This is a genomic window from Pseudomonas sp. GW821-FHT09H03 (assembly GCF_059415945.1).
In genome coordinates, this window is the sequence record NZ_JBWKOF010000013.1 from 141069 (window position 1) to 164855 (window position 23787).

General features: G+C 61.1%; 26 protein-coding genes and 2 pseudogenes. All 28 read left to right on the forward strand.

Features of this window, described 5'->3' with window-relative positions; genetic code table 11:
- The first annotated feature begins 46 nt into the window (after positions 1 to 46).
- Complete coding sequence (locus tag AC07OG_RS19390; protein ID WP_495067806.1) at positions 47 to 565, forward strand: phage regulatory CII family protein; 519 nt, start codon at positions 47 to 49, stop codon at positions 563 to 565.
- Complete coding sequence (locus tag AC07OG_RS19395) at positions 558 to 785, forward strand: TraR/DksA family transcriptional regulator (protein ID WP_495067807.1); 228 nt, start codon at positions 558 to 560, stop codon at positions 783 to 785. The genes AC07OG_RS19390 and AC07OG_RS19395 overlap by 8 nt, the downstream gene beginning before the upstream one ends.
- Positions 775 to 2991, forward strand: coding sequence for a VapE domain-containing protein (locus AC07OG_RS19400; protein WP_495067808.1), 2217 nt, complete (start codon positions 775 to 777; stop codon positions 2989 to 2991). Before AC07OG_RS19395 ends, AC07OG_RS19400 begins: the two co-directional genes overlap by 11 nt.
- A complete protein-coding gene (locus AC07OG_RS19405; protein WP_407514023.1) occupies positions 2984 to 3349 on the forward strand; it encodes a PA0613 family protein in 366 nt (121 codons plus the stop codon). The genes AC07OG_RS19400 and AC07OG_RS19405 overlap by 8 nt, the downstream gene beginning before the upstream one ends.
- A 517-nt stretch (positions 3350 to 3866) precedes the next feature.
- Positions 3867 to 4211 carry a phage holin family protein gene (locus AC07OG_RS19410; protein WP_489372147.1) on the forward strand — a complete coding sequence of 115 codons (345 nt, stop codon included), beginning with the start codon at positions 3867 to 3869 and terminating at the stop codon, positions 4209 to 4211.
- Positions 4212 to 4379: 168 nt separating this feature from the next.
- Positions 4380 to 4982 (forward strand): terminase small subunit, encoded by a 603-nt coding sequence (locus AC07OG_RS19415; protein ID WP_495067809.1) that lies wholly within the window; start codon positions 4380 to 4382, stop codon positions 4980 to 4982.
- A gap of 4 nt (positions 4983 to 4986) precedes the next feature.
- Positions 4987 to 7008 (forward strand): phage terminase large subunit family protein, encoded by a 2022-nt coding sequence (locus AC07OG_RS19420; RefSeq protein WP_495067810.1) that lies wholly within the window; start codon positions 4987 to 4989, stop codon positions 7006 to 7008.
- A 1-nt stretch (position 7009) separates the two neighbouring features.
- Positions 7010 to 7216 (forward strand): phage head-tail joining protein, encoded by a 207-nt coding sequence (locus AC07OG_RS19425; protein WP_390959284.1) that lies wholly within the window; start codon positions 7010 to 7012, stop codon positions 7214 to 7216.
- Entirely contained in the window at positions 7216 to 8694 is a 1479-nt protein-coding gene (locus AC07OG_RS19430; RefSeq protein ID WP_495067811.1) for a phage portal protein, read from the forward strand. The genes AC07OG_RS19425 and AC07OG_RS19430 overlap by 1 nt, the downstream gene beginning before the upstream one ends.
- Positions 8691 to 9845, forward strand: coding sequence for a head maturation protease, ClpP-related (locus AC07OG_RS19435; protein ID WP_495067812.1), 1155 nt, complete (start codon positions 8691 to 8693; stop codon positions 9843 to 9845). The genes AC07OG_RS19430 and AC07OG_RS19435 overlap by 4 nt, the downstream gene beginning before the upstream one ends.
- Positions 9842 to 10186, forward strand: a complete 345-nt coding sequence (locus AC07OG_RS19440; RefSeq protein WP_495067813.1) for a head decoration protein — start codon at positions 9842 to 9844, stop codon at positions 10184 to 10186. Before AC07OG_RS19435 ends, AC07OG_RS19440 begins: the two co-directional genes overlap by 4 nt.
- A 61-nt stretch (positions 10187 to 10247) precedes the next feature.
- Positions 10248 to 11243, forward strand: coding sequence for a major capsid protein (locus AC07OG_RS19445; protein ID WP_495067814.1), 996 nt, complete (start codon positions 10248 to 10250; stop codon positions 11241 to 11243).
- Positions 11244 to 11245: 2 nt separating this feature from the next.
- A complete protein-coding gene (locus AC07OG_RS19450) occupies positions 11246 to 11566 on the forward strand; it encodes a head-tail joining protein (RefSeq protein WP_495067815.1) in 321 nt (106 codons plus the stop codon).
- Positions 11563 to 12216 carry a hypothetical protein gene (locus tag AC07OG_RS19455; RefSeq protein WP_495067816.1) on the forward strand — a complete coding sequence of 218 codons (654 nt, stop codon included), beginning with the start codon at positions 11563 to 11565 and terminating at the stop codon, positions 12214 to 12216. Before AC07OG_RS19450 ends, AC07OG_RS19455 begins: the two co-directional genes overlap by 4 nt.
- Positions 12217 to 12220: 4 nt before the next feature.
- Positions 12221 to 12739 carry a hypothetical protein gene (locus AC07OG_RS19460; protein WP_495067817.1) on the forward strand — a complete coding sequence of 173 codons (519 nt, stop codon included), beginning with the start codon at positions 12221 to 12223 and terminating at the stop codon, positions 12737 to 12739.
- Entirely contained in the window at positions 12736 to 13293 is a 558-nt protein-coding gene (locus AC07OG_RS19465) for a phage baseplate assembly protein V (protein WP_495067818.1), read from the forward strand. The genes AC07OG_RS19460 and AC07OG_RS19465 overlap by 4 nt, the downstream gene beginning before the upstream one ends.
- A 7-nt stretch (positions 13294 to 13300) precedes the next feature.
- Positions 13301 to 13603, forward strand: coding sequence for a hypothetical protein (locus AC07OG_RS19470; protein ID WP_495067819.1), 303 nt, complete (start codon positions 13301 to 13303; stop codon positions 13601 to 13603).
- Between the two features lie 64 nt (positions 13604 to 13667).
- The gene (locus AC07OG_RS19475) at positions 13668 to 13946 is read left to right on the forward strand and encodes a hypothetical protein (RefSeq protein WP_495067820.1); all 279 of its coding nucleotides are present in this window, start codon (positions 13668 to 13670) and stop codon (positions 13944 to 13946) included.
- A 5-nt stretch (positions 13947 to 13951) separates the two neighbouring features.
- Positions 13952 to 14278 (forward strand): GPW/gp25 family protein, encoded by a 327-nt coding sequence (locus tag AC07OG_RS19480; RefSeq protein WP_495067821.1) that lies wholly within the window; start codon positions 13952 to 13954, stop codon positions 14276 to 14278.
- Positions 14275 to 15156 (forward strand): baseplate assembly protein, encoded by an 882-nt coding sequence (locus AC07OG_RS19485; protein ID WP_495067822.1) that lies wholly within the window; start codon positions 14275 to 14277, stop codon positions 15154 to 15156. Before AC07OG_RS19480 ends, AC07OG_RS19485 begins: the two co-directional genes overlap by 4 nt.
- A 1-nt stretch (position 15157) precedes the next feature.
- On the forward strand, positions 15158 to 15766 hold the full coding sequence (locus AC07OG_RS19490; protein ID WP_495067823.1) for a phage tail protein I: 609 nt from the start codon (positions 15158 to 15160) through the stop codon (positions 15764 to 15766).
- Positions 15759 to 17711, forward strand: a complete 1953-nt coding sequence (locus AC07OG_RS19495) for a phage tail protein (protein WP_495067824.1) — start codon at positions 15759 to 15761, stop codon at positions 17709 to 17711. The genes AC07OG_RS19490 and AC07OG_RS19495 overlap by 8 nt, the downstream gene beginning before the upstream one ends.
- Positions 17708 to 18310 carry a tail fiber assembly protein gene (locus AC07OG_RS19500; protein ID WP_495067825.1) on the forward strand — a complete coding sequence of 201 codons (603 nt, stop codon included), beginning with the start codon at positions 17708 to 17710 and terminating at the stop codon, positions 18308 to 18310. Before AC07OG_RS19495 ends, AC07OG_RS19500 begins: the two co-directional genes overlap by 4 nt.
- 101 nt (positions 18311 to 18411) lie before the next feature.
- On the forward strand, positions 18412 to 19575 hold the full coding sequence (locus AC07OG_RS19505) for a phage tail sheath subtilisin-like domain-containing protein (protein WP_495067826.1): 1164 nt from the start codon (positions 18412 to 18414) through the stop codon (positions 19573 to 19575).
- A gap of 12 nt (positions 19576 to 19587) precedes the next feature.
- On the forward strand, positions 19588 to 20091 hold the full coding sequence (locus tag AC07OG_RS19510) for a phage major tail tube protein (RefSeq protein ID WP_495067827.1): 504 nt from the start codon (positions 19588 to 19590) through the stop codon (positions 20089 to 20091).
- Positions 20092 to 20111: 20 nt separating this feature from the next.
- Positions 20112 to 20396 (forward strand): annotated as a pseudogene (locus tag AC07OG_RS19515) (phage tail assembly protein); the annotation flags it as partial.
- Positions 20397 to 20471: 75 nt separating this feature from the next.
- A pseudogene (locus AC07OG_RS19520) lies at positions 20472 to 20705 on the forward strand (phage tail assembly protein); the annotation flags it as partial.
- 150 nt (positions 20706 to 20855) lie between these two features.
- Complete coding sequence (locus tag AC07OG_RS19525) at positions 20856 to 23786, forward strand: phage tail tape measure protein (protein WP_495067828.1); 2931 nt, start codon at positions 20856 to 20858, stop codon at positions 23784 to 23786.
- The last annotated feature ends 1 nt before the right edge of the window (position 23787 follow it).

Here is a 23787-nt window from a genome sequence, read left to right on the forward strand (position 1 = left end):
ACCACTGCATGTCGCGCGGCACTGGCAACTTATAAGGATTAATGCCATGAGCCGTATCGCTCTAAGTTCTGTTGAGCGGGCACAGCGGGAAGTTCTGCCGCTCGACCTCGCGCTTTACCATGCCGCAAGGGATTACCCGGGTGGCGCCGCTGCCATCGCCGCCACCACCGGCCGGAACCCCACCACGCTGCAACACAAACTTTCTCCCACCCATCCCAGTCACTCTGTGAACATCCAAGAGTTCGGCGAGATCCTGGAGCTGACCAAGGACCGCCGCATTCTCGATGCCGTGCATGCGCTGGTCGGCGACACGGTCTGGCAGGAGTTGGCCGAAGCCTATACCGACGACATGTCCGAAACCTTGACCACCGGCATCGCTGTTTATCTTCGCCAAGTGGCCGATCTGACTGTCGTTTGGGCCAAAAGCATTGGCGACGGCAAGGTGGATGACGGTGAGTTAGCTGAAATACGTCAGCAAGTGTTTCGCGGCATCCAAGGACTTCTGGGAATGTTCAACCGCGCCTCGTACGTCAATCAGAAATCGCGGGGTACTGACCATGGCTGATATCGCCGACTTCGCGAATGACCTGGTGCAGGAGCGACTTGATCAAGCCCTTGCTGCACATAACGCAGCCAAACCTGTGTTGGCGACGCATTCTTTCCTTTTTTGCGTAAGTTGCGACGACCCTATCCCAGAGGCTCGCCGACTTGCCCTGTCGGGTTGCGATCTGTGTGTTATTTGTCAGTCCGCTGTCGAGTCGCGGGAGGCCCGCCATGCTCGATGAGGTTATGGGGCAATTCGCAGATTACGGACTCGAACCTGAGCAGCCGTTGGTATTCGGCAAACTGACCCGCTGCAAAACCTCCCAGGACAAGGGCAAGGAAAAAAACGGTTGGTATGTGCTTCATGAGCACCGCACCGAAAAAAACGAAACACTGATCTTCGGTAGTTTCGGTGACTGGCGTTCCGGTGAGACCCAGAAAGTTAAGGTCAAGGCCGGGCGTATGAGCCCCGAAGAGCGCGAAGTCATGCGCGCTCGTCAGGAGGAGGCAAAGCGCAAGGCTGCTGAGATCGCGGCCAACGCTGCACGGCGTGCGGCCAACCGTGCCGCAGGTTTGTTCAAGCGCATGCCTGAGAAGGGTAAGAGCGCCTATCTGGATCGAAAGCAAATCGTTGGATTCAAAGTTCGCTATGCGCCACGAACCGGCGCATTTTTAGTGCCTATGTGCAACGTGCGAGATCAAATCGTAGGCCTGCAGGTGATCTTCCCGGCAAAGCAAGAAGACACCGGGCGCGACAAGGCCTACTGGCCCGCCGGCATGTCGAAGGAAGGCGCGTTCCATCTGATTGGCCCGCACCCGGAACCGGGGGAGCCGGTGCTGGTATGTGAGGGCTATGCCACGGGCGCTAGCCTGCACATGGCCACGTCGCTGACAGTCGCTATCGCATTCGATGCGGGCAACCTGCTGCCGGTCTCCAAGGCCATGCGCGAGCGTTTCCCCGGTTGCCCATTGATCCTCTGCCGAGACGATGACTGGAAAACCAAACGCCCCAATGGCGAGCCTTGGAACCCAGGTGAAGAAAAGGCCAACAACGCCGCGTTGATCGTCGGTGGCCAGGTGGTCGGACCCGTCTTCTCGGGCGAGCGTGAGATCAAGTGGACCGACTTCAACGATCTGCATATTGCCGAAGGCTTGGAGGCTGTCCGCCGCCAGGTGTTGGCGGTGGTCAAGCCTCCTGCTGCTGGTGGTTGGAAGGATCAACTGGCCCGCACCGAAAACGGCTCCCTGATTGCGCATATGCAAAACGTCGAGCTGATTCTGGGCAATGACGAACGTTGGGCCGGCGTCATCGGTTATAGCGTGTTCAGTTCCAAGATCGTCAAGCTGCGATCCGCCCCCTTCGGCGGCGGGGCCGGGGATTGGGCCGACATCGATGACATGCGGGTGATGAAGTGGCTCGCGCAGCAATACAACCTGCGGGTTAAGGCATCCCATGTGATCGAGGCGGTCAGCGTGGTTGCCCACGACCATTCTTTTCACCCGGTGCGTGAGTACCTGGAGAAGTTGGAGTGGGACCGTGTCCCTCGGCTGGAAACTTGGCTGACCGACGTGTTGGGTGTTCACGCTACCGAATACTCGGCCAAGGTCGGCAAGCGTTGGCCTATCTCTGCGGTGGCCCGGGTCATGCGCCCAGGCTGCAAGGCCGACTCGGTGATGATTCTCGAGGGTGGGCAGGGAGAAGGTAAGTCCACCGCCATGGGCATTCTCGGCGGTGAGTGGTTCATGGACACGCCCTTTGCCCTTGGCGACAAGGACAGTTTCCAGGCAATACGCGGCAAGTGGATTGTCGAACTGGGGGAGCTTGACAGCTTCAACAAGGCCGAAAGCACCAAGGCCAAACAGTTCTTCTCGGCGTCCACCGACACCTACCGCGAGAGCTACGGCCGCAGAACGAACGACGTGCCACGCCAGTGTGTGTTTGTGGGTACCACCAACCAAGAGGAATACCTCAAGGACGCCACGGGTAACCGACGTTACTGGCCGGTGTTCTGCAACAAGGTCGACTTGGAGCAGCTGCGCGAGATCCGTGATCAGCTCTGGGCTGAAGCGGTGTTCTGCTTCGAGGCTGGCGATATCTGGTGGGTGACGAAGGACGAGTCATGGATGTTCGCCGAGGCACAGGACGAGCGCTTTGTAGTGGACGAGTGGGAAGGGCCGATCCTGACCTGGTTGGAAGAGTCGCAGCTCGGCGAGACCGCCACCGGCAACGAGATCCTGACCCAGGCCCTCAAACTGGACTTCGGTCATTGGGGCAAGCCTGAACAGATGCGGGTCGGCGCGATCATGCATCGGCTGGGCTGGCGCAAGAAACGTATGCCAGCGTTGGCGAAAAGCGGTGTCCGCCAGTGGGCCTATCAGAAGCCTGCAACGTGGGGGCGTGCGTCTGCATTGCAGCAGGCGGTGGTAGAGGAGCCTTGCTTTGATTAAGCGAATCGATGAGATGCTCAAGCTCTGGGCGCAGGATCTGCACTCGCCGATTCCTGAAACCTATGGTGGAGCGAGTGGGGGCAACATGATTGCCATGCTGATGGAGTGCAAGGGTGAGCTGATACGTGGCACGCGGGGTAGTCGAGTGCTGTTGGATGAGTCGGTGGATATCGAGCTGATCGTCAACAAGCATTTGCCGGCGCAGCTGTCGGTGGTGGTGTGGGAGCACTACTGCAACCACGAAAGCTTTCTGTCGCAGAAGTACACCCATTGCGGTTGCAGTCGCGATACCTATTATCAGCGTCTGCATGAAGCGCACCTGCACATCGCAGGTCTGTTGATGGGGAAGGCTGCATGACCCCTGGCGTCACTCCGCATACCCCTGTCCTACTGTCCGGCCTTGTCCGACTGCCATTTAATGCGGTCGGACAAGTGCAGGCCGCGCCGTTGCTGGGCTGTCCTACTGTCCAACCTTTGCTCGCACCATGCACACGTAAGCATAGCGGGCACGTAGTCGCGCCCATGGCGCGCACGCGTGCTTTTAGCTTTCTTTCTATACACAAGGAAAAGTTAAGTAAGGTAGGACAGTAGGGCAGAGTCCCGAATTTAAGGGGCTGTAGCTGTCCTACTTCGACTCTGAATAGTGGGACAGGTAGGACAGCGCCAGAGGCGCTGAAAGCCGAAATAAAGATATTCACCGACATTGCCTAGACGTAGCCCAGACATTCACCGGGTGGCATTAAAGTGGGGTTGCTGCCACCGGAATCCACCTGTAAAAAGTAGTCATCTTCGATAGGTGCGACCGCAGAGAGCGGTAGGCACCACACACCAAACCCGGCCATTGCGCCGGGTTTTTGCGTTTATGGAGTAGGGCGATGACGAACGAGCAGCAAGCGCTGGCAGAGATGCCAATCTGGTTAGTGATCGTCCTGGCCTTGGTCGGCGGCGTATCGGGCGAGATGTGGCGAGCCGACAAGGATGGGGCGCGGGGCTGGGTGCTGTTGCGACGCCTGGCGCTACGGTCGGGTGCCTGTATTGCCTGTGGGGTGTCGGCGATGATGTTGATGATCGCTGCCGGCATGTCGATCTGGGCGGCGGGCAGCTTGGGTTGTCTGACCGCGATGGCTGGCGCCGATGTTGCCATCGGCCTTTACGAGCGCTGGGCGGCGAAGCGGCTGGGCGTCTGCGAAGTGCCGCCCACCGGCGGTGAACAGGGGTGATGTTTCCGGCCCGGGCCTCCGAAAATCACCGGGGACCCTGGGGTTTTCCGGGGGGTACGGGGTCGGAAACCCGCGGGAAAGTGTTAGCGGCAGGGTTGCCAGCTTACTGAAATTCAATCCATTGAAATTGAAAGGTTTGCATTGAAAAGCCGTTGAAAAGGAGGGCTTATGACAGAACCAATGTACCTGTCAAAGAGCGCCTTCGCGGCTCGGATCGGCAGGGCGCCCAGCTACATCACCTGGTTGAAAAACAACAACCGTCTGGTACTCACCGCCGACGGCAAACAGGTCGATGTCACGGCCAGCGAAGCGTTGATTCGCGACACCGCTGACCCCAGCAAGGCCGCCGTTGCTGATCGGCATCACCAAGATCGGCTGCAGCGTGACGTGTACAGCCAGCTGTCCAGCCAGGTCGAGCCGACTTCAACGGCTGCGCCGCCGCCAGTGATTGTCCCTACCGGGCAATTGCCGGACTTCCAGAAAGCGCGCGCACTGCGCGAACACAACCTGGCCCAGCTCGCCGAGATCGAGTTGCACAAGGCCAAGGGTTCACTGGTGTCGGCGTCAGCGGTCCATACCGGAGCCTACAACGCTGGTCGGATGCTCCGTGATCAGTTGCTGGGTATGCCTCCACAGCTGGCACCCGAACTGGCTTCCATGACCGACCCTTGGGAAATCGAAAAACACCTGACGGCGGCGATCCGTCGCGCGCTGGAGGATGCCGAGCGCATCTCTTCAGCGGACCTGGAACACGCACTAACTACGAGTTGACCTTATGCCCACGGACATTCCTGACGGTGCAGAGGTGTACCGCGAGGCGTATTTCCGTGGGCTGCGGCCCGACCCGGATGTCTGGATCGATCAGTGGGCCGATGAGTACATGCGCATTCCGCGTGACACCGGCGCCGCTGAGCCCGGCCAGTATCGGACCTCGCGGACACCGTATGCCCGCGAACCCATGCGGTGCCTGTCGCCGGCTCACCCCTGCAAGCGCGTAATCACCATGGTCGCGTCGCAGCTGATGAAAACCCAGATTGGTCTGAACTGGATCGGTGGCCTGATGCACATGGCGCCGTCGAACATCCTGGCGCTGTTGCCCAGTCTGGGTCTGGCCAAGCGGGTGTCGTCGCGGATCGGCAAAACCATCAAGGCGACACCGGTATTGCGCGAGCGTGTCGCGGCCAACCGCTCTCGGGACTCGCGCAATACCATGGACACCAAGGAGTTTGAGGGTGGGACGTTGTACGTCACCACCGCCGGCTCGGCGGCCAACCTTTCGGAACTGTCGGCGCGCTACGTGTACGGCGACGAGATTGATCGCTGGGAGGTAGACATTGGCGAGGAGGGCGATCCTATCGAGCTGGCGGAAACTCGGGGCAGTACCTTCGGCCGTAACGCCAAGTTCTACTTCTCCAGCTCACCGACGATCAAGGGTGCGTCGCGAATTTCCGACCTGTTCGACGGCAGTGACCAGCGTCACTACTACGTGCCGTGTCCGAGCTGCGGCTACATGCAAACCCTAGAATGGGAGCGTCTGCATTACTCGAAGGATTACAGCGTGGTGCACTATCAGTGCGCTGGTCCTGACTGCGACGTGCTGATCGAGGAGTTCCACAAGGGGGAAATGCTCACCAACGGCGAGTGGCGTGCCCACGCCGAAGGCGATGGTGAAACAGTGGGTTTTCATCTCAACGCGCTGTATTCGCCGCTTGGCTGGATGGACTGGAAGTCGCTAGCCAAGCAATTCGAGAAGGCCAAGAAGGCCCAGGCCAAAGGCGATCTGGAACCGATGCAGGTGTTTTACAACACCCGTTTGGCGAAGGTTTGGGACAGCGCGCAGGAGCAAACCAAGGCCGATACCTTGCGCAAACGGGCACGGTTGGAACTCTTCGGGCTGGGGTCGATGCCGGCGGCGGTGCTGATGATCACCGGTGCCGTCGACGTACAGGCCAATCGCCTGGAGTTCATGGCCATGGGCTGGGGCGTTGGCATGGAGCGCTGGGTCATCGATTACCAGATCGTCTCGGGCGACCCCGCCGATGAGCGCACCTGGGCCGCATTGGACGAATTGCTCAAGGCCAAGTACCGCCATCCGTGCGGTGTGGGCCTGAGCATTCTTGCAGTCGCGGTCGATTCTGGTGGTCACCACACCGATGAGGTGTACCAGTTCTGCCGCGTTCGCCGCTGGCGCAACGTGTTCGCCATCAAGGGTGCCAGCAAACCCGGAAAACCGGTCATTGCTCAGCGCCCGTCCATGGTCGACGTGACCTGGAAAGGCCAGACCGAACGCAACGGCGCCGAGCTGTGGTTCGTCGGTACCGATACGGCAAAGGACTGGATCTACAACCGCTATCCATTCGAAGCCGGCCCGGGTGCATTGCACTTCGCCAATGACTTGCCCGACGACTTCTTCGATCAGTGTGTCGCGGAGCGCAAGGTGGCGCGCTACATCCGTGGTCACAAGCGTATCGAATGGGTCAAGGGCAAGGCCGAGCGCAACGAAGCGCTCGACCTGATGGTGTACTGCCTGGCCATGGCGCATTACCTGGGCCTCAACCGCTACAAGGAACACGACTGGGAGCGGGTGCGTCAGTCTCTGGCGCAGTCAGGATTGTTCGACGAAGCGTTGGGTATCAAGCCCGTGCAAGGCGAGCGCATCAGCAATCCCGAGCAGGCTACAGCCGCTGTCGTACCACAACCGGCTCCGCAACCCGTTGCTCCCGTCGTGCCATCGCGACAAGCCGCTCCGCCACCTCAACGCCGCAGCTCCAGCAGCGGTTACCTGAAGAGACGCTGATATGTCATTTACCCAAAAGCACCTCGACGCGGTTGAGGCGGCCATCGCGCGCGGTGAAAAAACCGTGCGTTACACCGACCGTACCGTGGAATACCGCTCCGTCGACGAGCTGCTCAAAGCACGAGACGAGATCCGCACCTCACTGGTGAACTCGGCCGGGCCGCGCTCTCGCGTCGTTCGGCTTTACCACGGGGGCAAAGGACTCTAATGGCCCGCTATCCGACGCTCACCCGTAACGGATTCGTGTTGCCGTCGAACATCAAGGCCAGTTACGAAGGCGCCGGTGAGGGCCGTCGCTCCACTGGCTGGGATGCGCCGGACAACGGAATCAACAGCATCAACACCCCGGCACTGCGCAATCTGCGCTCACGGTCGCGGGCAGCGGTTCGCAATGACCCGTATGCCTACAACGTGATCGACAAGCGCGTCAGCAACTTGATCGGTACTGGTATCACGCCGCGACCGAAAACCGACGACGAAGCCCTGCGCAAACTGCTGCAGGAACTCTGGGATGACTGGGTTGATGAATCGGACGCAGACGAGCGCACCGACTTCAACGGCCAGCAGGCGTTGGTGGCCCGCACAGTGGAAACTTCGGGCGAATGTTTTGTTCGTTTGCGTCCGCGTGGTTTGGACGAAGGTCTTGCGGTGCCTTTGCAGGTACAGATTCTGGCCCCAGAGTTCGTGCCGCATGACAAGTTCGAGACCACCCGCGATGGCAACTTCATTCGGGCCGGCATTGAATTCACACCCGGCGGCAAGCGCGTGGCGTACTGGATGTACCTGGCGCATCCCCGCGATGCCTCGTCGCTGAACGCGGGTTACAACCAGCTGGTGCGCGTACCGGCGGCGCAGGTGCTGCACATCTTCGAACCGGTCGAGCCGGGCCAGTTGCGCGGTGTGCCGCGCCTGTCTCCGGTGTTGAAGCGCTTGCGCAGCCTCGACAACTACGACGACGCGGTGCTGTTCCGTCAGGAAGTGGCAAACCTGTTTGCCGGTTTTATCAGCCGGCCAGCCCCTGAGTCCGGCCCCGTGCCGAGAGACCCGGTCACCGGCCAGCCGCTGAGCATGGATCGCGACGGCTTCACGCCGATGGTCGCGCTGGAGCCCGGCACCATGCAGGAGTTGGGGCCGGGTGAAGAGGTTGAGTTTTCTAAGCCACCGGACGCGGGTAACAACTATCCCGACTTCATGCGGCAGCAGCTGATGGCCGCTGCGGCAGGGACCGGGACGCCATACGAGATCCTCACCGGCGACATGCGTGAGGTCAACGACCGGGCGTTGCGGGTCGTGCTCAACGAGTTTCGGCGCCGTTTGGAACAACTGCAGTTCAGTGTGTACGTGCACCAGCTGTGCCGCCCGGTTAGGGCGGCCTGGATGGACATGGCTGTGCTGTCCGGTGTCCTCAAGCTGGATGACTACGCCCAGCGGCGCCGTGAGTACCTGCGTACCCGTTGGGTACCGCAAGGCTGGGCTTACATCCAGCCAGTGCAGGACGTACAAGCGCGACGGATGGAAGTGCAGGCCGGCTTCGCCTCACGCAGTGAGATGGTCCTGCGAACCGGTTATGACGCTGAAACGGTCGACGCCGAAAACGCCGCCGATCTGGCCCGGGCTACAGCCCTTGGCCTCAATTACACCACTCTTGAAGCGTTCGTCCCCGTCGACGATAAGGAGCAATCATGAGCAAGAAGACGCGGCCACGCGTTTATAACCGGGCGGGTAAACGCGTGCAGGTGCAGGACAAGACCTGGTACGCGTTGCAGGCCAACGGCGAAGCTGCCGAGCGGGTGATCGAGGTTTTCGTCTACGGCGAGATCGGCGCCTGGGGCATTACCGCCAATCAATTTGTGCAAGATCTGCGTGCCATGGACGACGGCGTTTCGCCGGTGATCGCGGCCTTCAATAGCATCGGTGGCGACTTGTTCGATGGACTGGCGATGCACAACGCGTTGTCACGTTTGGGGGAGCGCTGCACCGGCCGTATTGACGCATTGGCGGCCAGTGCGGCCAGCGTGGCGGTGTGCGGCGCGCACCGAGTTGTGATCGCGTCCAACGCAATGCTGATGATCCACAACCCGTGGACTTACGCAGCCGGTGATGCCGAAGACTTCCGCAAAGTGGCCGACGTCCTCGATCAGACGATGGAAGCCATCATTGCGGCCTACAAGGCGAAGGCTCCGGACATCGATGAGGATGAGTTACGGCGCCTGGTTGCCGCTGAAACCTGGCTGACCGCCAATGAGGCGGTGGCCCTGGGGCTGGCCGATGAAGTCGGTGACGGTGTCACGGTGAAGGCTTGCCTCGGCCAGGGTGCCGTGTTGCAGCGCTACCAGCATGCGCCGGCCGAACTACTGGCTCAGCTCGACGAGCCAGCTGAGTCCGATCCCGAGTTAGAGCTCGACGATCCACCCTTGGTACCGCCTGTGATCGACTCGGCCAAGCTGGCCCTGTTGATCACCCAGCGATGCGCCGAGTCGGGCATCAGCAACCTCGTCGAGCCGCTGATCAGCTCCACCAGGCTCGAAAGTGACGAGATCGTCCAGGCTGGTCTTACGCGTGCCAAGGCCGTGAACGACCTGTGTGTAGCCGCGCGTTTGCCCGAGTTCAGCGTCGAGTATGTCGCGGCGGGCCTGGACGTTGCGGCGGTCCGAGCGCGGTTGTTCGACAAGATCGTCAGCAGCGGCAAGGGCTTCGAAATTGATAGCAGCTTGCCGCTGAACAATGACCCGGCACCGCAGGTGCAAGCCAAACAACCTGATCCCACTTCGATCTGGGCTGCTCGACAAGCCGCTCAATCTGGAACTGCGCATGGCGCGAAAGGAGCAAGAGCATGACCATCAAAAAAGAACCGATCCACGCTGGTGAGTTTCTGCTGTCCGAAGGGACCGGGAACATCTCGCGTGAAGCGATCAACGTCACCGCCGGTCCCGCGCTGGAACCAGGTCAGATCCTCGGCCTGGTAACGGCCACCGGCGAGTTCGCCCCGTACGCCCCGGACGCAGAGGACGGCAGCGAGACCGCCGTCGCCATTCTCTTCGGTCCGTTGGGCGAGTCGGATGTAGTGCGACGCGGGCGGGCGGTGGTGCGGTTGGCGGAAGTCAGCGAAGCCCATCTGACCGGGTTGGATCTGGACGCTGAAAAGGCGCTGGCCACTCACTTTCTGATCGTTCGCTAAGTCGATCACCCAACTTCATGCCCCCGCTTTGAGCGGGGTTTTTCATTTCTGGAGAGTACCCATGGCCGAGATCGCCATTTTTGACGACGAAGCGTTTACCGTTACCGCGCTGACCGCTGCCCTCAATGACCAACCCTACCTGCCGGGTCGTATCAGTGCCCTGGGCCTGTTTCGCGAGGAAGGCATCACCACCCTGACCGTACAGATCGAAAAGGACGGCGACACCCTGGCTCTGGTGCCGGCCGGTGAGCGCGGCGGTTCGGGCTTGGTGGTCGCGGCCAGCAAGCGCAACCTGATCCCGTTCAACACCGTGCACCTGCCGGAGCGCTTCACGATCAAGGCCGACGAGATCCAGGGCATTCGTGCCTTCGGTACGCGCACCGAGCTCCAAGCGGTGCAGGATGTGGTCAATGCCCGCTTGGCCAAAGCGCGGCGTCAGTTGGATGCCACGCATGAATTCCAGCGCATGGGCGCGCTCAACGGGCTGATCCTCGATGCCGATGGTTCGACGGTGCTGTTGGACCTTTACGATCGCTTCGGTGTGTCGCGTCAAAAACTGCCCATGGGCTTGGCGGATCCGAACACTGAACTGCGGGTTAAATGCGGCGAAGCATTGGACATGCAAGAGGATGCGCTCGGCAGTGTGACCAGCACCAGTTCCCGCGCCTTCTGCGGCAAGACTTTCTGGAACAAGCTGATCGTTCATAAGTCTGTCAAGGAGACCTACCTCAACAGTCAGCAGGCGGCTGCTTTGCGTGGTGATGCCCGTGAAAGCTTCGAGTTCGGCGGCATTATCTGGGAGCGCTACCGTGGCAAGGTGGCCGGCGTGTCTTTCGTTCACGACGACAAGGCGTTGTTGATCCCCGAAGGCGTGCCGGATCTGTACATCTCGGTGTTTGCCCCGGCCGACTACATGGAAACGGTCAACACCCAAGGCATTCCGTACTACAGCATGCTGGAACCGCTGCCATTCAACAAAGGCGTGGCCGGTGAAGCCCAGTCCAACCCGTTGCACCTGTGCACGCGGCCACGCGCGCAGATCCTTCTGGAACTCTGACCGTGGCGTTCCGCGACCTGGTCGCCGAGGTCGACGCGGTGGTGTTCGAAACGCTGGGCGACAGCGCGCGGATCGAAGGCCGGGAGGAGCCGGTCCTCGGCATGTTCGCGGCGCCCTGGCTGCAGCCGAAGTTCGGCAAGCTCAACACCGGGTTGCGCGAGCCACGTTTTGAGATCCGAGTTAGCGATTCCCACGGCCTGGAGCAGGGCCTGTTGGTCAGCATCGATCTACCTGCTTTGGACGGCGGTGGCGATTATGACCTGCTGCAGCTGGAACCCAGCGGTGATGGGTTGGTCGCTTTGATCCTGAGGATGCGTGCATGAGCGTCGGTAGCCACTTCAAGTCGTCGGCCGGCGGCGGGATGATCTCCATCCAGTCGTCGTCGGCGGACCTGCAAGCGTTCCAGGACTTTGCCAAGGTGGTGCCCAAGGCCGCTGCGGCCGCGCATCGTCGAGCGATCAACAAGACGCTGGGTTGGTTGCGCACGCACATCGCCCGGGCGGTCAGTCGGCAGGAGCGCATCGCGGTCGCAGCAGTGCGTCAACGATTGCGCAGTTACCCGGTCACCGGTGGGGCCATGAGCGGCAAGCTGTGGTTTGGCTTGAACGCCATCGAGTCCAGTCGGATCGGCCGAGCGCGGCAGACTGGCAGCGGCGTGTCGGTGGCTGGGCGTCGTTACCAGGGCGCCTTCCTCAAACAGGTCTACGGCAACAAGCCTGATATCTGGATCCGTACGGCGAGCAAGCATTTCGATGCGGAAGATTACCCTGACAGTACGGTGTCCTCAGGAGGCGGGCCGAGTTCGGGTTGGGTCGCTGAAAACGGCAGCCGGTTTCCACTGGCCAAGGCGAAGGTGTCCTTGGAACAGGCGCGACCGCATTTTGAAAGCTGGGTGCGCAAGGCGGATGAACGCTTGCTGCAAATCCTGCAGCAGGAACTCAACTTCGAGCTGCAAAAGTACTTGAGGAGTTAGTGCCGTGTCGGAAGAGCCTTTTAGCCTGGATCAGCTTTATCGGGCCATTGAGCAACAACTGCTGGCGGAGCTACCGGGTGTGTGTGCGGTGACAGCCTGGCCGAATATTAAGGATCGTGTGGCGCTGCCGGCGGTGTTCTTGGAGATAGCCGAGATTGAACCGGGCATCGATATCGGCACCGGGGAAACGACCCTAGTGTGCAGGTTCGAGGCACGTATCGTCGTCGACCCGATCAAGGCGCACCATCATCAGCAGGCCGTGCAACTGGCCACCCAGCTCGCGGTGATTTTGCGGGCGCAGACTTGGGGGCTGGCAGTTGAACCGGCGGTATTCATTCAGGCTGGGCAGGATTGGACCCGGCCTGAGCTGGATGGCTACACCGTCTGGTTGGTGGAGTGGCATCAGCAGATCTACCTCGGTGCACAACAATGGCCATGGCCTGATGAGCAACCGGGTTCGCTGTGGTTCGGTATCAATCACGATCCGAAAGAGCAGTTTTTCCCAGCGGATGATGTGCCATGAGCTACGCCCTTGCTGAACATGACCGCATGATTGCCGCCATGTTGATGCCTTGCGTAGTGGTCGGTGTGGATTTGGCTGCAGCCACTGTTCGAGTGCAGGCCGGTGATTGGGTCAGCGCGTGGGTGCGTTGGCACAGTCTGGCCGCCGGCAAGGCCCGTCACTGGCGCGCGCCGAGCCTGAACGAACAGGGTGTGCTGTTCAACCCCAGCGGCCAGGCGGGTATGGGCACCTTCATTCCTGGGCTCTACGGTGATGCCGGTGGACAGCCGGACAACCGCGACCACGTGGAAGTCTGGCGCTTTGATGATGGCGGTTCGCTGGTCTACGACTGGCAGGCTAAGACCTACAGCATCACCCTACCGAGCGGCACGGTGACCATCAAGGTCGCCAGCACGGAGGTGGTCGTAACAGACGCTGCCGTCAACGTGACGACCGGGAACATCACCCTGAAAGCGGCGGTGACCATCGACGGCGCCTTGCACGTCACAAACGGCATCACCAGTGCCGGCGCAATCATCGACGCCACCGGCAACAGCAACCACCACACACACTGAGGTCAAAATGATCGACGAGCCGATTTCTGAAAAGCCGGCGTTTGACGTTGAGACAATCGTGAAGCTGTTGGAAGGACAGATTGCCCAGCATTACGACGCGTATCGAATGCGTAGTCGCTGGCCAATCATCTTGCGCGAGGCAAATCCGGAAGACGTTGCTGAAGCGCTGGTGCGGGTGTTGAGTCATGGCCGATACGTGCCGCGCGAACAGCGTTCGATAGTGACGAACATCACTATCACTTGTAGTGGTGGTGATCCGGTCGCGATTGCAGATGCGGTGGCAAAGACTGTCACGGCGAGGTGTCCGTAGTTTTCAACCCTCTATATCTATCAGCCCGCCCAGTGCGGGTTTTTTCACATCTGGAGCATGCTTTATGAGTAAGTCTAGAGCTGATGGCCCTTCCGCCGAAGTCGCTGAAGCCATTGCAGTGCCAGGATTAAAACCAGCACCGTTGGGTTTTCCTGCTACTGCTTTTATAGCTGAGTCCATCGGTCCCCCGCGCGTTTTTCGCGACAAGCTTTTCACCTCACGCACTCTGATTCTGCCCGACGGCGTCACGTTGTCCGTAGTGGCCGGGCGCGTCACTGCTTGTGGTGATGACCAATATGCCTTTTTGAAAGCGCATCCAGATCTGGAGCAATTACCGGAGTAACCAAAATGATCGGAATGGATCGCCACACCGGCCAGCCCATTTCCGGCATCGAGCATTTGCGGCAGTCCATCGGGGACATTTTGGGCACTCCGCTGGGCAGCCGGCGGCATCGACCAGAGTACGGCAGCTCGCTCCGGCGTTTTGTCGACCTGCCCGTTAACGAGGGCTGGAAAAGCTCCGTGCAAGCCGAAGCGGCCAGGGCCTTGGGGCGTTGGGAGCCACGCTTGAAGCTGGATCGGGTGCGGGTCATTTCGGTGATCGGCGGACAAATCAATCTGAAGGTCGCCGGCAAGTACCAAGGCGACGACGTCATGTTGGAGGTGGACGTATGAGCATCGTTGATCTGTCGTCGCTTCCTGCGCCAAGCGTGCTGGAACCGCTGGACTTCGAAGAGGTGTATGAGGAAGGCCTCGGGGTCTTTCGTGGACACATGGGCGATAACTGGAGTGCGGCGCTGGAAAGCGACCCGGTGACCAAGGTGTTGGAGGTGGGCGCCTACATCAAGGTCGGGAACCGTGCCCGGGTCAACGATGCCGGCAAGGCGTTGTTACTGGCACACGCCATCGGCGACGACCTCGACCACCTGGGGGCCAACGTCAACCTCAAGCGGCTGGTCATTCAGGCCGCAGATCCGCTGTCAGTGCCTCCGGTACCGGAGGTCAAGGAAGAAGACGACCCGTTCCGTGAGCGTATCCAGTTGGCTTATGAAGGGCTGACCACGGCCGGCCCGCGTAACAGTTACATTCTGCACGCACGCAATGCGTCGGGTCTGGTCACTGATGCCACGGCCGAAAGTCCGTCACCGTGCAACGTTACGGTCACGGTTCTTAGTTCCGTGGGCAAAGGCGTGGCCAGTCCTGAGCTGCTGGCCACGGTCAAGGCTGGGCTGAATGACGAGGATGTCAGGCCGGTGGCCGATCGCGTGACGGTGCAGGGCGCGCAGATTATCGACTACCGCATCGATGCCATTTTGCACATGAGCAGTGGTGGGCCTGAGGCGGACGCCAGTCTGGTCGAGGCAAAAAAACGCATTAACGACTGGATCAATCCGCGCAAGCGCCTGGGGGTTGAGGTGGCGCGTTCGGCGGTGGACGCGCAACTGCATGTCGCCGGCGTGTCTCGGGTTGAGCTGGTTGGCTGGGTGGACCTGGCCCTAACCAAGGCCCAGGCGGCGTACTGCACCGAAGTCACCGTAAATCTGGCGGTCTGACATGAACAGTCTACTGCCGAGCAATAGCACGCAACTGGAGCGCGCTCTGGAAGCGGCGTTCTACGAAAAGACGATTGTCCCGCTGCGCACGCTTTACAACGCCGACACTTGCCCGGTGCATTTGCTGCCGCACCTGGCATGGGCCTGGTCGGTCGATCGCTGGGATTACCGGTGGAGCGAGGCGACCAAACGCGCAGCCATCAAGGCGTCGTATTACATCCATGCCCACAAGGGCACCATCGGCGCCTTGCGCCGGGTGGTCGAGCCGCTGGGCTACCTGATCGAGATTGTCGAGTGGTTCAACACGGTGCCGGAGGGGGTGCCGGGCACCTTCGCGCTCAAGGTCGGCGTGCTGGACACCGGGATCACCGAGGAAATGTATCAGGAGCTGGAACGCCTGATCGACGATGCCAAACCGGTGACCCGGCATCTGACGAGCTTGGCGATCAGCCTCGAAACCCAAGGTGTTTTGAACGTCGCAGTCAGCGTTTACGAGGGCGACGAAATCGACGTTTACCCACCGGTTATACGTGACATCGAGGTCAGCGGCACCCTCGGCGTGATTGGCCGCGAACACTCCATAGACACCCTGGACGTTTATTATGATTGATGCGAATTCGCAGTTTTTCGCCACCCTCACGAATGTGGGGATGGCCAAGCAGGCGAACGCCGACGCGCTCGGTGTTGCCTGGACCTTTGCTCAAATGGGCGTGGGGGATGCCAACGAAACCGACCCCATCCCCAGCGTAGCGCAAACCAGTCTTATCAATGAGCGCCGGCGCCGGCCACTGAATCAGGTGCGGGTCGACCCGAACAATGCGGCGGTGATCATTGCCGAGCAGATTATTCCGGCCGATGAGGGGGGCTGGTGGATTCGCGAAATCGGCCTGTACGACGCGGACGGCGATCTGGTGGCGGTGGCCAACTGCGCGCCTAGCTTCAAGCCGTTGCTGGCGCAAGGCTCGGGCCGAACGCAAGTGGTTCGGATGAATTTCATGGTGGCCAGCACCGGCAACATCACGCTGAAAATTGACCCGGCGGTGGTGTTGGCGACCCGTGAATACGTCGATCTGCGGATCATGGAAGAGCTGTGCAAGCTCGACAGCAAGCAATCGGTGCGCGCGGCCACCACGGCCAACATCGCGCTGGCCGGGCTTCAAACTATTGACGGCGTGGCCCTGGCGGCCGGTGATCGTGTGCTGGTGAAAAACCAGGCCGTGGCCAAGGATAATGGCATTTACCTGGCTGCGGCGGCGGTGTGGGCGCGGGCGCCTGATACCAACACCAATGCCGAAGTGACCTCGGCGCTGCTGACGTCGGTTGAGCAAGGCGCCTCCCAGGCCGACACCCGTTGGCAGTTGATCACCGATGGCGCAATTGTGGTTGGCACCACGGCGCTGACGTTTCAGAACGTGACGGCGGGCTTTGCCCCGATCGACTCGCCGGCGCTGGTTAACCCCACGGGGAACACACCGGCACAGTTCGACGCTTCGCTGCGACTGGTCAATGCGGCGTTCTTGAAGCGCATGGGGGTTGAATACGGCGACTACACCAACTACTCGGCGTCAGCTGTGCTGACGGTGGCGGACGTCGGCAAGGTGGCGGCTTTTGCTTCTCCCACCGGTTCGGCAATGGTGGCCACGCTGCCCACAGGGGCTTTGATTCCGCGCGGCGCCGTGGTTGAGGTTCTCTGTGGCCAGGGAACATTAACGGTTACGGCCGGAGGCACCGACATCATCGACGCCGTGAACTACGTCGGCAACATTGCGATTGGCCTCGGTGATAGTGCCATATTTGTGCGCATTGGCAGCTTGTGGCGCTTGATCGACGGCGCGGCCGCGCTGAAATACGCCGGCGTCATGTCTGGCCCGAATTGGACGACGCCGGCACAGTTCTCCAACGATAAATCCTTCTCTACCACCGAATACGTTCGGCGCCAGGGTCTGCAATATTCCAGTTACCTGACGGTCTCGGCCAGCACCGTGTTGACGTTGAGCGAGGTGGGTGGCCTAACCAGCTTTTCCAACCCTTCGCCGCTGGGTTGTACGCTGCCGGCGACCAATACCATCCCCGCGCCGACGGCGGCGATTATTACCGTCGCGTGTGCGGGGTTGGGTTTGGTAACGGTGGTGCCAGCGGCGGGGGACACGCTTACCACAGTGACCGGAGTGGTCGGGAACATCGTTCTTGGGCTTGGAGATACCGCCGAATTTATCCGCCTCGCTGGGCAGTGGCGCTTGATCGGTGGCACGGCCGCGGTGCGTTACTCCGCATCGTTCGCCGGCACGAACACTGCGATCAGCTATCAAAAACTGCCCAATGGGCAGCAAGAATGCCGGGGCACATTCACCTCCAACGTCACCCCTGGTGCGGCGATGCCGGTTACTTTCCCGCTAGGTTTCGGGCGGGCAGATGAGGTTATTGTCACCCCCATGAACGCCTCGACCACCACCACGTCAGCGTGGGGTGACTCGCTGACCACTTCGGGTTTTAACGGCCGCTGCAACATTGGCGGGGTGGTTTGTCACTACGTTGCAAAAGGAACCTCAGTATGACGATGTGGGCGAAATGGTCGGATGAAGAACAGCGCTTTGTGTACTCGGAGGACGACAACGGCGGTGTTGAAATTAGCCAAGCCGACTATGAGGCGCTGATGCTAGGTCTCAGCGCCGGGATGATCATCGTGGCCGATGAGCAAGACGCCCCAGAGCTGGAGACACCCCCTGAGCCGATGATCTGGGCCAAGTGGATCGAGCACGACCAGCGCTTCCTGTTCCTGGACAGTGACAACGGCGGGGTAACGATCACCCTGGAAGCGCACCGCGCCTTGCTGGAAGGGCAAGCCTCCGGCCATCGTATTGCGGCGGATGTGCACGGCGCGCCGGTGTTGGCGGCCCCGCTGGTCGCGACGCTGGCCGATCAGGAGAGTGCCGAACGGATCTGGCGAGACTTGCAGCTTTCACTAACTGACGGTGTGGTTTCGCGTCACCGGGACGAAGTGGAAAGCGGCCTGTCGACCACGCTCACGGCCGAGCAATACACCGCCTTGCAGGTGTACCGCCAGCAATTACGCGACTGGCCGGAAAATGGCGAGTTCCCGCTGATTGATCACCGCCCGATCGCGCCACCCTGGCAGGCCGAGCAAGACGAATAAACGCCCCGCACTGGCGGGGCGTTTTCTTTTCCGTTATGCGTAACGCAATTACCCCTCACAGCCTCGCTTCCGCGGGGCTTTTTCGTTTCTGGAGATTGACTATGAGTGGTTCCTTTTTTCACGGCGTCACGACTTCGCTGATCGAGACGGGGGCGCGCACTATCTCGCTGCCGTCCTCCTCAATCATTGGTCTGTGCGCCACCTTCACGCCGGGCCTTCTGGCCACGGCCCAGCCTGGCGAGTTGGTGTTGCTCACGTCCGAGCGCGAAGCCATTGCCGCGTTTGGCGCCGATTCGGAAATCGCCAAGGCGGCAGCGGCCATCTATGTGCGCGCCAAAGCGGTGATTGTCGCGGTGGGCGTGGCGAAGCTTGAAGACGAGGCGCTGCAAACCTCGGCCATCATCGGTGGCGTTCTGGCGTCCGGCCAGCGTACCGGCCTGCAAGCGCTGCTGGACGGCAAGAGCAAACACAACGCCCAGCCGAAACTGTTGATCGCCCCGGGGTATTCCGCCACCGAGGCTGTGGCGACCGCCATGGATGCCCTGGCTGGCAAGTTGCGTGCGATCGCCATCGTGGATGGCCCGAACACCACCGATGAAGCGGTGATGGAATATGCCGAGAACTTCGGCAGCCGGCGCATTTTTATGGTCGATCCTGGGGTGCAGTACTGGGATACCGTCCTTAGCGAGACAGTCGACGCGCCGGGCTCGGCCTGGGTCGCGGGTTTGTTTGCCTGGACCGATGCCAACTACGGCTATTGGGCGTCGCCGTCGAACAAAGAGTTTGTCGGCATCACTGGCACCACCCGCCCGATCGAATATCTCGACGGCGACGAGACGTGCCGGGCCAACCTGCTGAACAACGCGTTCATCGCCACGATCATTCGCGACGGCGGTTATCGCCTGTGGGGCAACCGCACGCTGTCCAGCGACCCGAAATGGTCGTTCGTCACCCGCGTGCGTACCTGCGACATCCTCATGGATGCGATCCAGGCGGGGCACAAGTGGGCGGTCGACCGCTCGATCACTAAGACCTACGTCAAGGATGTGACCGAAGGCCTGGATGCGTTCATGCGCGATCAGAAAAACGCCGGCGCGATCATCAACTTTGAAGTGTTCGCCGACACCGAGCTCAACACCGCCAGTCAGATTGAACAGGGCAAGGTGTATTGGCGCATCCGCTTCACCGACGTGCCGCCGGCGGAAAACCCGAACTTCCTGATCGAAGTCACCAACCAGTGGCTGACCGAAGTCCTCGACGCTTAAGGAGCGCTCTACATGATTCCTCAAACCCTATTTAACACCAACCTGTTCGTCGACGGCGTCAACTTTGCCGGCGACGTGCCGAGCCTGACCCTGCCCAAATTGACCACCAAAACGGATGAGTACCGAGGCGGCGGTATGGCCGGGGCCATCGAGATGGCCCAGGGCCTGGAAAAGATGGAAGCGACCTTTGTCACCAAGGGCGTTCGTCGCGAGTCGCTCAAGCACTTCGGTCTGGCCGATGGTTCGGCGTTCAACGCGTCGTTCCGGGGTGCCTTCCGTGGCCATAAGGGCACCGTCACGGCAGTCGTGGCTACCTTGCGTGGCCTGTTGAAAGAGGTCGACCTCGGTGACTGGAAAGCCGGGGATCCGGCGGAGATCAAACACGCGATCGCGCCGGTGTACTACAAGCTCGAAATCGACGGCCGCGTGATGTACGAAATCGACATGATCGCCGGTATTCAGGTGATCGACGGCGTAGACCAACTCGCCGAAGTGCGCTCCGCACTCGGCCTCTAAGGGAATAGAACCGGATGACCATGCAAACTGCAAATAAGCTGCCGGCCTGGCTGTCGATCGACACGGATCGCGCGGTGATTACCCTCTCGCGCCCGAGCGAGGTCAATGGGGTCAAGGTCGATACATTGGTGCTGCGTGCACCGCTGGTGCGCGAAGTCCGCGCGGCCGACCGTGCAGCCGGTGACGATGACGAGCAGCGCGAGTTGCAGCTGTTCGCCAGTCTGGCCGAGGCGGGGCTCAAGGATCTGGAGGGCTTGAAGGTGGTGGACTATCGCCGTCTGCAGGCGGCCTATTCGAACCTGGTCCCGCACGCCGACTATTCGAAAACGCTCCCCGCCTGGTTGTCGGTCACCGCCGAAAACGCGGTGGTCAGCCTGTCGCGCCCGAGCGAGGTCAACGGCGTGCAGATCGACAAACTGATCCTGCGCTCGCCCACGGTACGCGAAGTGCGGGCGGCGGATCGGGCAGCAGGCGGTGACGATGAGCAGCGCGAACTGGTGCTGTTTGCGGAGCTGGCCGGCGCGGCGATCGCCGATCTGGAGGGCCTGAAAGTGGTGGACTACAACCGCCTACAGGCCGGCTATTTTCGCCTGGAGCAAGACGACGGGGTTTGATCCGGGGGTGATGAAGATGGTGGCGAAGCGTCTCGCGGCGGATACCGGATTTTCCGCTGCCGAGATTCAATCGATGCCGTTCTCCGAGATGGTGTGGTGGCTCACGGATTGAGCCACTTCCGGTAATGCTCTGCACAGGGGAGCCATAACATGGCGAACAAACTCTCCCTCGGGTTGGTAATCGGCGGGGCCGTCAGTCCTACGGTCGGTACCGCGTTCAATGAGGTCACCGGGCGCATCAAGCGCCTGGAAGCGGAAGGCAACAAGGCGCGTGTGCTACAGCGCACCATTGGCGACACCATTCGCCTGCGCGATGAATGGAAAAAAGCCCACGACAGTGGCGCTGCGGGGGCGTCCAAGCTGCTGGGTCGTCTGAATTCCAATCTCGACAGCCTGAAGAAACAGGGCATCGAGGTCGGTCGACTGGACAAGGCGTACCGCTCGCTGGGCCAGACCGCGAACAAGGCAGAACTCAAGGCCAAGGGCTACCAGCAGATTGACGCCGGCAAGGCCGGGATGAAAAGCACGGTTGGTCAGGCCGTGGCCGGGGTGGCAACGGTGGGCATTGCGACCAAGGTCAGTGCCGACTTCGGGGCCATTGTCCGTGACATCGCAATCAAGGCCGGGATTGCCAACGATCCTAAAGAAAAGCAGGTGTCGCAGAAGATCATCGAGACTTCGCGCGACACTGGCATGGCACGCAATGACGTCGCCGACGTGGTCAATCAACTGGTCGGGGCCGGGATGGACCTGGCCAAAGCGCTGGAGTATGCACCGGTCGCGGCCAAGTTTGCCGTAGGTCAGGGTTCGAACGGTGCCGACACGGCGAAGATGATCAATGCGCTCGGGCAGAACGCCAAGATCACCGACGCCAAACAGATGCAGCAGGCGCTCGAAGCCATTGCCTATCAGGGACAGGCCGGCAGCTTCGAAGCAGTGGATATGGCCCGCTGGTTCCCCGAGCTGCTGTCGAACATGGGCAACTTGAATATCACCGGCATGGACGCGGTGACGCAGCTGGGCGCGATGCTGCAGGTGCAGATGAAAACTGCCGGTGGTGCCGACGAGGCGGCGAACAACCTCAAAAACTGGATGGGCAAGATCGGTTCGACCGACACCGTCCAGGCCTACAAAAAAGCCGGCATCGATTACAAGGGCTCGATGCAGACCGGGCTGCAGAACGGTATGTCGACGCTGGAGTCGAGCATGGCGTTGGCGCAGAAGTACATCCAGGCCACCGACCCGAAACGGGCGGCAATGATGGCGGAAGCCACGTCGAAGATCAGCCAGGAGGCGGATCCGGAAAAGGCCAAGGCCATGATGGCATCGCTCGAGGAGGCCTTGCGCACCGGTGACCTGTTCGCTGATATGCAGGTCAAGGCGGCGCTTTCGGCCTACCTGCAGAACAAGGCGTTGTACAGCCAGTTGAAAAACGATTCGCGCGACGCCTCAGGCATCCTCGACAAAAACCTGGCCGAGCGGCGTGAATCGTCGTCACAGAAATGGGCGGAAATGGCGCAGTCGATGGACGACGCCATGCGCAGCGTTGGCGACGCCTTGCGTCCGGTGACGGATACCGTGGCGGAAGCGCTGACCAAGGTGACCAAGGGCATCACTGCGCTGTCGGACAGCTCGCCTGGCGTGGTCACCGGTATTGCGGCGGTCGGGGGTGGTTTGCTCGCGCTGCAGACGGCGGTCAGCTCGTTCAAGATCGGCAAGGGATTGCTCAACCTGGTGCGCGGAACCTTGGGCAAAGGCAAATCCGGCGAGGTGCAGAAGGTCTTTGTCACCAACTCGTTGGAGGGGGGCAGTGCCGCCACGGGGGCAGAGCCCAAGGGCAAGGCGGGTAAAGCCTTGGCATTGGTCGAGACGGGGCTCAAGGCTTTCGCGAACCTCAAGGGATCGCCTGATGCCAGCGAAACCGCTGACGGCCAGGAGGGCAAGAAAGCCGGCGGTTTAGATCTGGTGGCGACTGGGCTCAAGGTGGTGTCGCTGGCCAAAGAGGCCGCTGGTGGCGGCGAGGTGCAAGCTGGTCTGGAGGACGGCAGCGTCAGGAAGGTGTTCGTCGTGAATGCGGCAGCCCTGGGCGGCAGTGGACCTTTGGAGAATCGGCGCCGGGGTCGAAAGGCTCCGAGTAATTCCTCGCGGCGGCGTCGTAGTGCCGCGACGCTAAGGCCGAGAGGTCCATCACGTCCACCGATGCCCGCGCCTCGACCGGCGACACCGGTACCGCGATCACCGATGCCTGTGCCCAGGACGCCGGTGCCGTTGCCTCGGCCGGCTGTTCCCGTGCCGCGTCCACCCGTACCGCTGCCGCCAACTGGTGGAGTCATTGCTAAGGTGGCCGCTGTTGCGGAAACGGTGGGGAAGGTTGGCAAGGTGGGCAAAGTGATCCCGGGCGGCTCGCTGTTGGAGGCCGGAAGCATGGCTGTCGACACTTACCTGAATGCTGAGACGAAAGATGAAAAAGCCGAGGGTTACGGTGCGGCCGCGGGGTCTCTGGCGGGCACCATGGCCGGTGCAGCTGCCGGGGCTGCCATCGGTTCGGTGGTGCCCATCATTGGTACCGCGATTGGCGGGATGGTCGGTGCGTATCTGGGCAGTATGGGCGGTACGGCGCTGGGCGGGGCCGTGGGCAAGTCATGGCTGGGTGGCGAAGAAAAACAGCCAGCAACACCGGCAACACCGTTGTTGATGGCGCCTCGACCGGGGCCGGTGGTGCCCAGCTTGGCCAGCATGGGACGATCTTTCAACGCAGCGAACGAGCCAAGCGCGCTGCTGATGGCGGCCAGCTCCGCACCCTCCAACCCAGCCTTGGGTGATGTCGCCCGCGCACTGGCGACGCCGGCACCGGTTAAGCCGACGGCGGTGGCGATCCAACCCAAAGCGCCAGAGAAGCCGGCACCCACTAAGGTGGATCAGCAGTTCCAGTACTCCCTGAGCATGCCGGTCACCGTGCAAGGCGACGTCAAGGATCCGCAGCGCTTGGCTCAAGACCTGATGCCGCATATGCAGCGAATGATGGCCGACGTCGCGAAGCAAAACGCGTCGAGCCAGTTGTTCGATGAACCCCACTTGTAAG

Excerpts from the sequence above, each read along its gene's own strand:
- AC07OG_RS19390 (WP_495067806.1), top strand. The coding sequence starts at position 47 with ATGAGCCGTATCGCTCTAAGTTCTGTTGAGCGGGCACAGCGGGAAGTT.
- AC07OG_RS19440 (WP_495067813.1), top strand. The coding sequence starts at position 9,842 with ATGACCATCAAAAAAGAACCGATCCACGCTGGTGAGTTTCTGCTGTCC.
- AC07OG_RS19420 (WP_495067810.1), top strand. The coding sequence starts at position 4,987 with ATGCCCACGGACATTCCTGACGGTGCAGAGGTGTACCGCGAGGCGTAT.
- AC07OG_RS19465 (WP_495067818.1), top strand. The coding sequence starts at position 12,736 with ATGAGCTACGCCCTTGCTGAACATGACCGCATGATTGCCGCCATGTTG.
- AC07OG_RS19505 (WP_495067826.1), top strand. The coding sequence starts at position 18,412 with ATGAGTGGTTCCTTTTTTCACGGCGTCACGACTTCGCTGATCGAGACG.
- AC07OG_RS19395 (WP_495067807.1), top strand. The coding sequence starts at position 558 with ATGGCTGATATCGCCGACTTCGCGAATGACCTGGTGCAGGAGCGACTT.
- AC07OG_RS19400 (WP_495067808.1), top strand. The coding sequence starts at position 775 with ATGCTCGATGAGGTTATGGGGCAATTCGCAGATTACGGACTCGAACCT.
- AC07OG_RS19500 (WP_495067825.1), top strand. The coding sequence starts at position 17,708 with ATGACGATGTGGGCGAAATGGTCGGATGAAGAACAGCGCTTTGTGTAC.
- AC07OG_RS19485 (WP_495067822.1), top strand. The coding sequence starts at position 14,275 with ATGAGCATCGTTGATCTGTCGTCGCTTCCTGCGCCAAGCGTGCTGGAA.
- AC07OG_RS19455 (WP_495067816.1), top strand. The coding sequence starts at position 11,563 with ATGAGCGTCGGTAGCCACTTCAAGTCGTCGGCCGGCGGCGGGATGATC.
- AC07OG_RS19490 (WP_495067823.1), top strand. The coding sequence starts at position 15,158 with ATGAACAGTCTACTGCCGAGCAATAGCACGCAACTGGAGCGCGCTCTG.
- AC07OG_RS19470 (WP_495067819.1), top strand. The coding sequence starts at position 13,301 with ATGATCGACGAGCCGATTTCTGAAAAGCCGGCGTTTGACGTTGAGACA.
- AC07OG_RS19445 (WP_495067814.1), top strand. The coding sequence starts at position 10,248 with ATGGCCGAGATCGCCATTTTTGACGACGAAGCGTTTACCGTTACCGCG.
- AC07OG_RS19430 (WP_495067811.1), top strand. The coding sequence starts at position 7,216 with ATGGCCCGCTATCCGACGCTCACCCGTAACGGATTCGTGTTGCCGTCG.
- AC07OG_RS19525 (WP_495067828.1), top strand. The coding sequence starts at position 20,856 with ATGGCGAACAAACTCTCCCTCGGGTTGGTAATCGGCGGGGCCGTCAGT.
- AC07OG_RS19495 (WP_495067824.1), top strand. The coding sequence starts at position 15,759 with ATGATTGATGCGAATTCGCAGTTTTTCGCCACCCTCACGAATGTGGGG.
- AC07OG_RS19410 (WP_489372147.1), top strand. The coding sequence starts at position 3,867 with ATGACGAACGAGCAGCAAGCGCTGGCAGAGATGCCAATCTGGTTAGTG.
- AC07OG_RS19435 (WP_495067812.1), top strand. The coding sequence starts at position 8,691 with ATGAGCAAGAAGACGCGGCCACGCGTTTATAACCGGGCGGGTAAACGC.
- AC07OG_RS19475 (WP_495067820.1), top strand. The coding sequence starts at position 13,668 with ATGAGTAAGTCTAGAGCTGATGGCCCTTCCGCCGAAGTCGCTGAAGCC.
- AC07OG_RS19510 (WP_495067827.1), top strand. The coding sequence starts at position 19,588 with ATGATTCCTCAAACCCTATTTAACACCAACCTGTTCGTCGACGGCGTC.
- AC07OG_RS19415 (WP_495067809.1), top strand. The coding sequence starts at position 4,380 with ATGACAGAACCAATGTACCTGTCAAAGAGCGCCTTCGCGGCTCGGATC.
- AC07OG_RS19425 (WP_390959284.1), top strand. The coding sequence starts at position 7,010 with ATGTCATTTACCCAAAAGCACCTCGACGCGGTTGAGGCGGCCATCGCG.
- AC07OG_RS19480 (WP_495067821.1), top strand. The coding sequence starts at position 13,952 with ATGATCGGAATGGATCGCCACACCGGCCAGCCCATTTCCGGCATCGAG.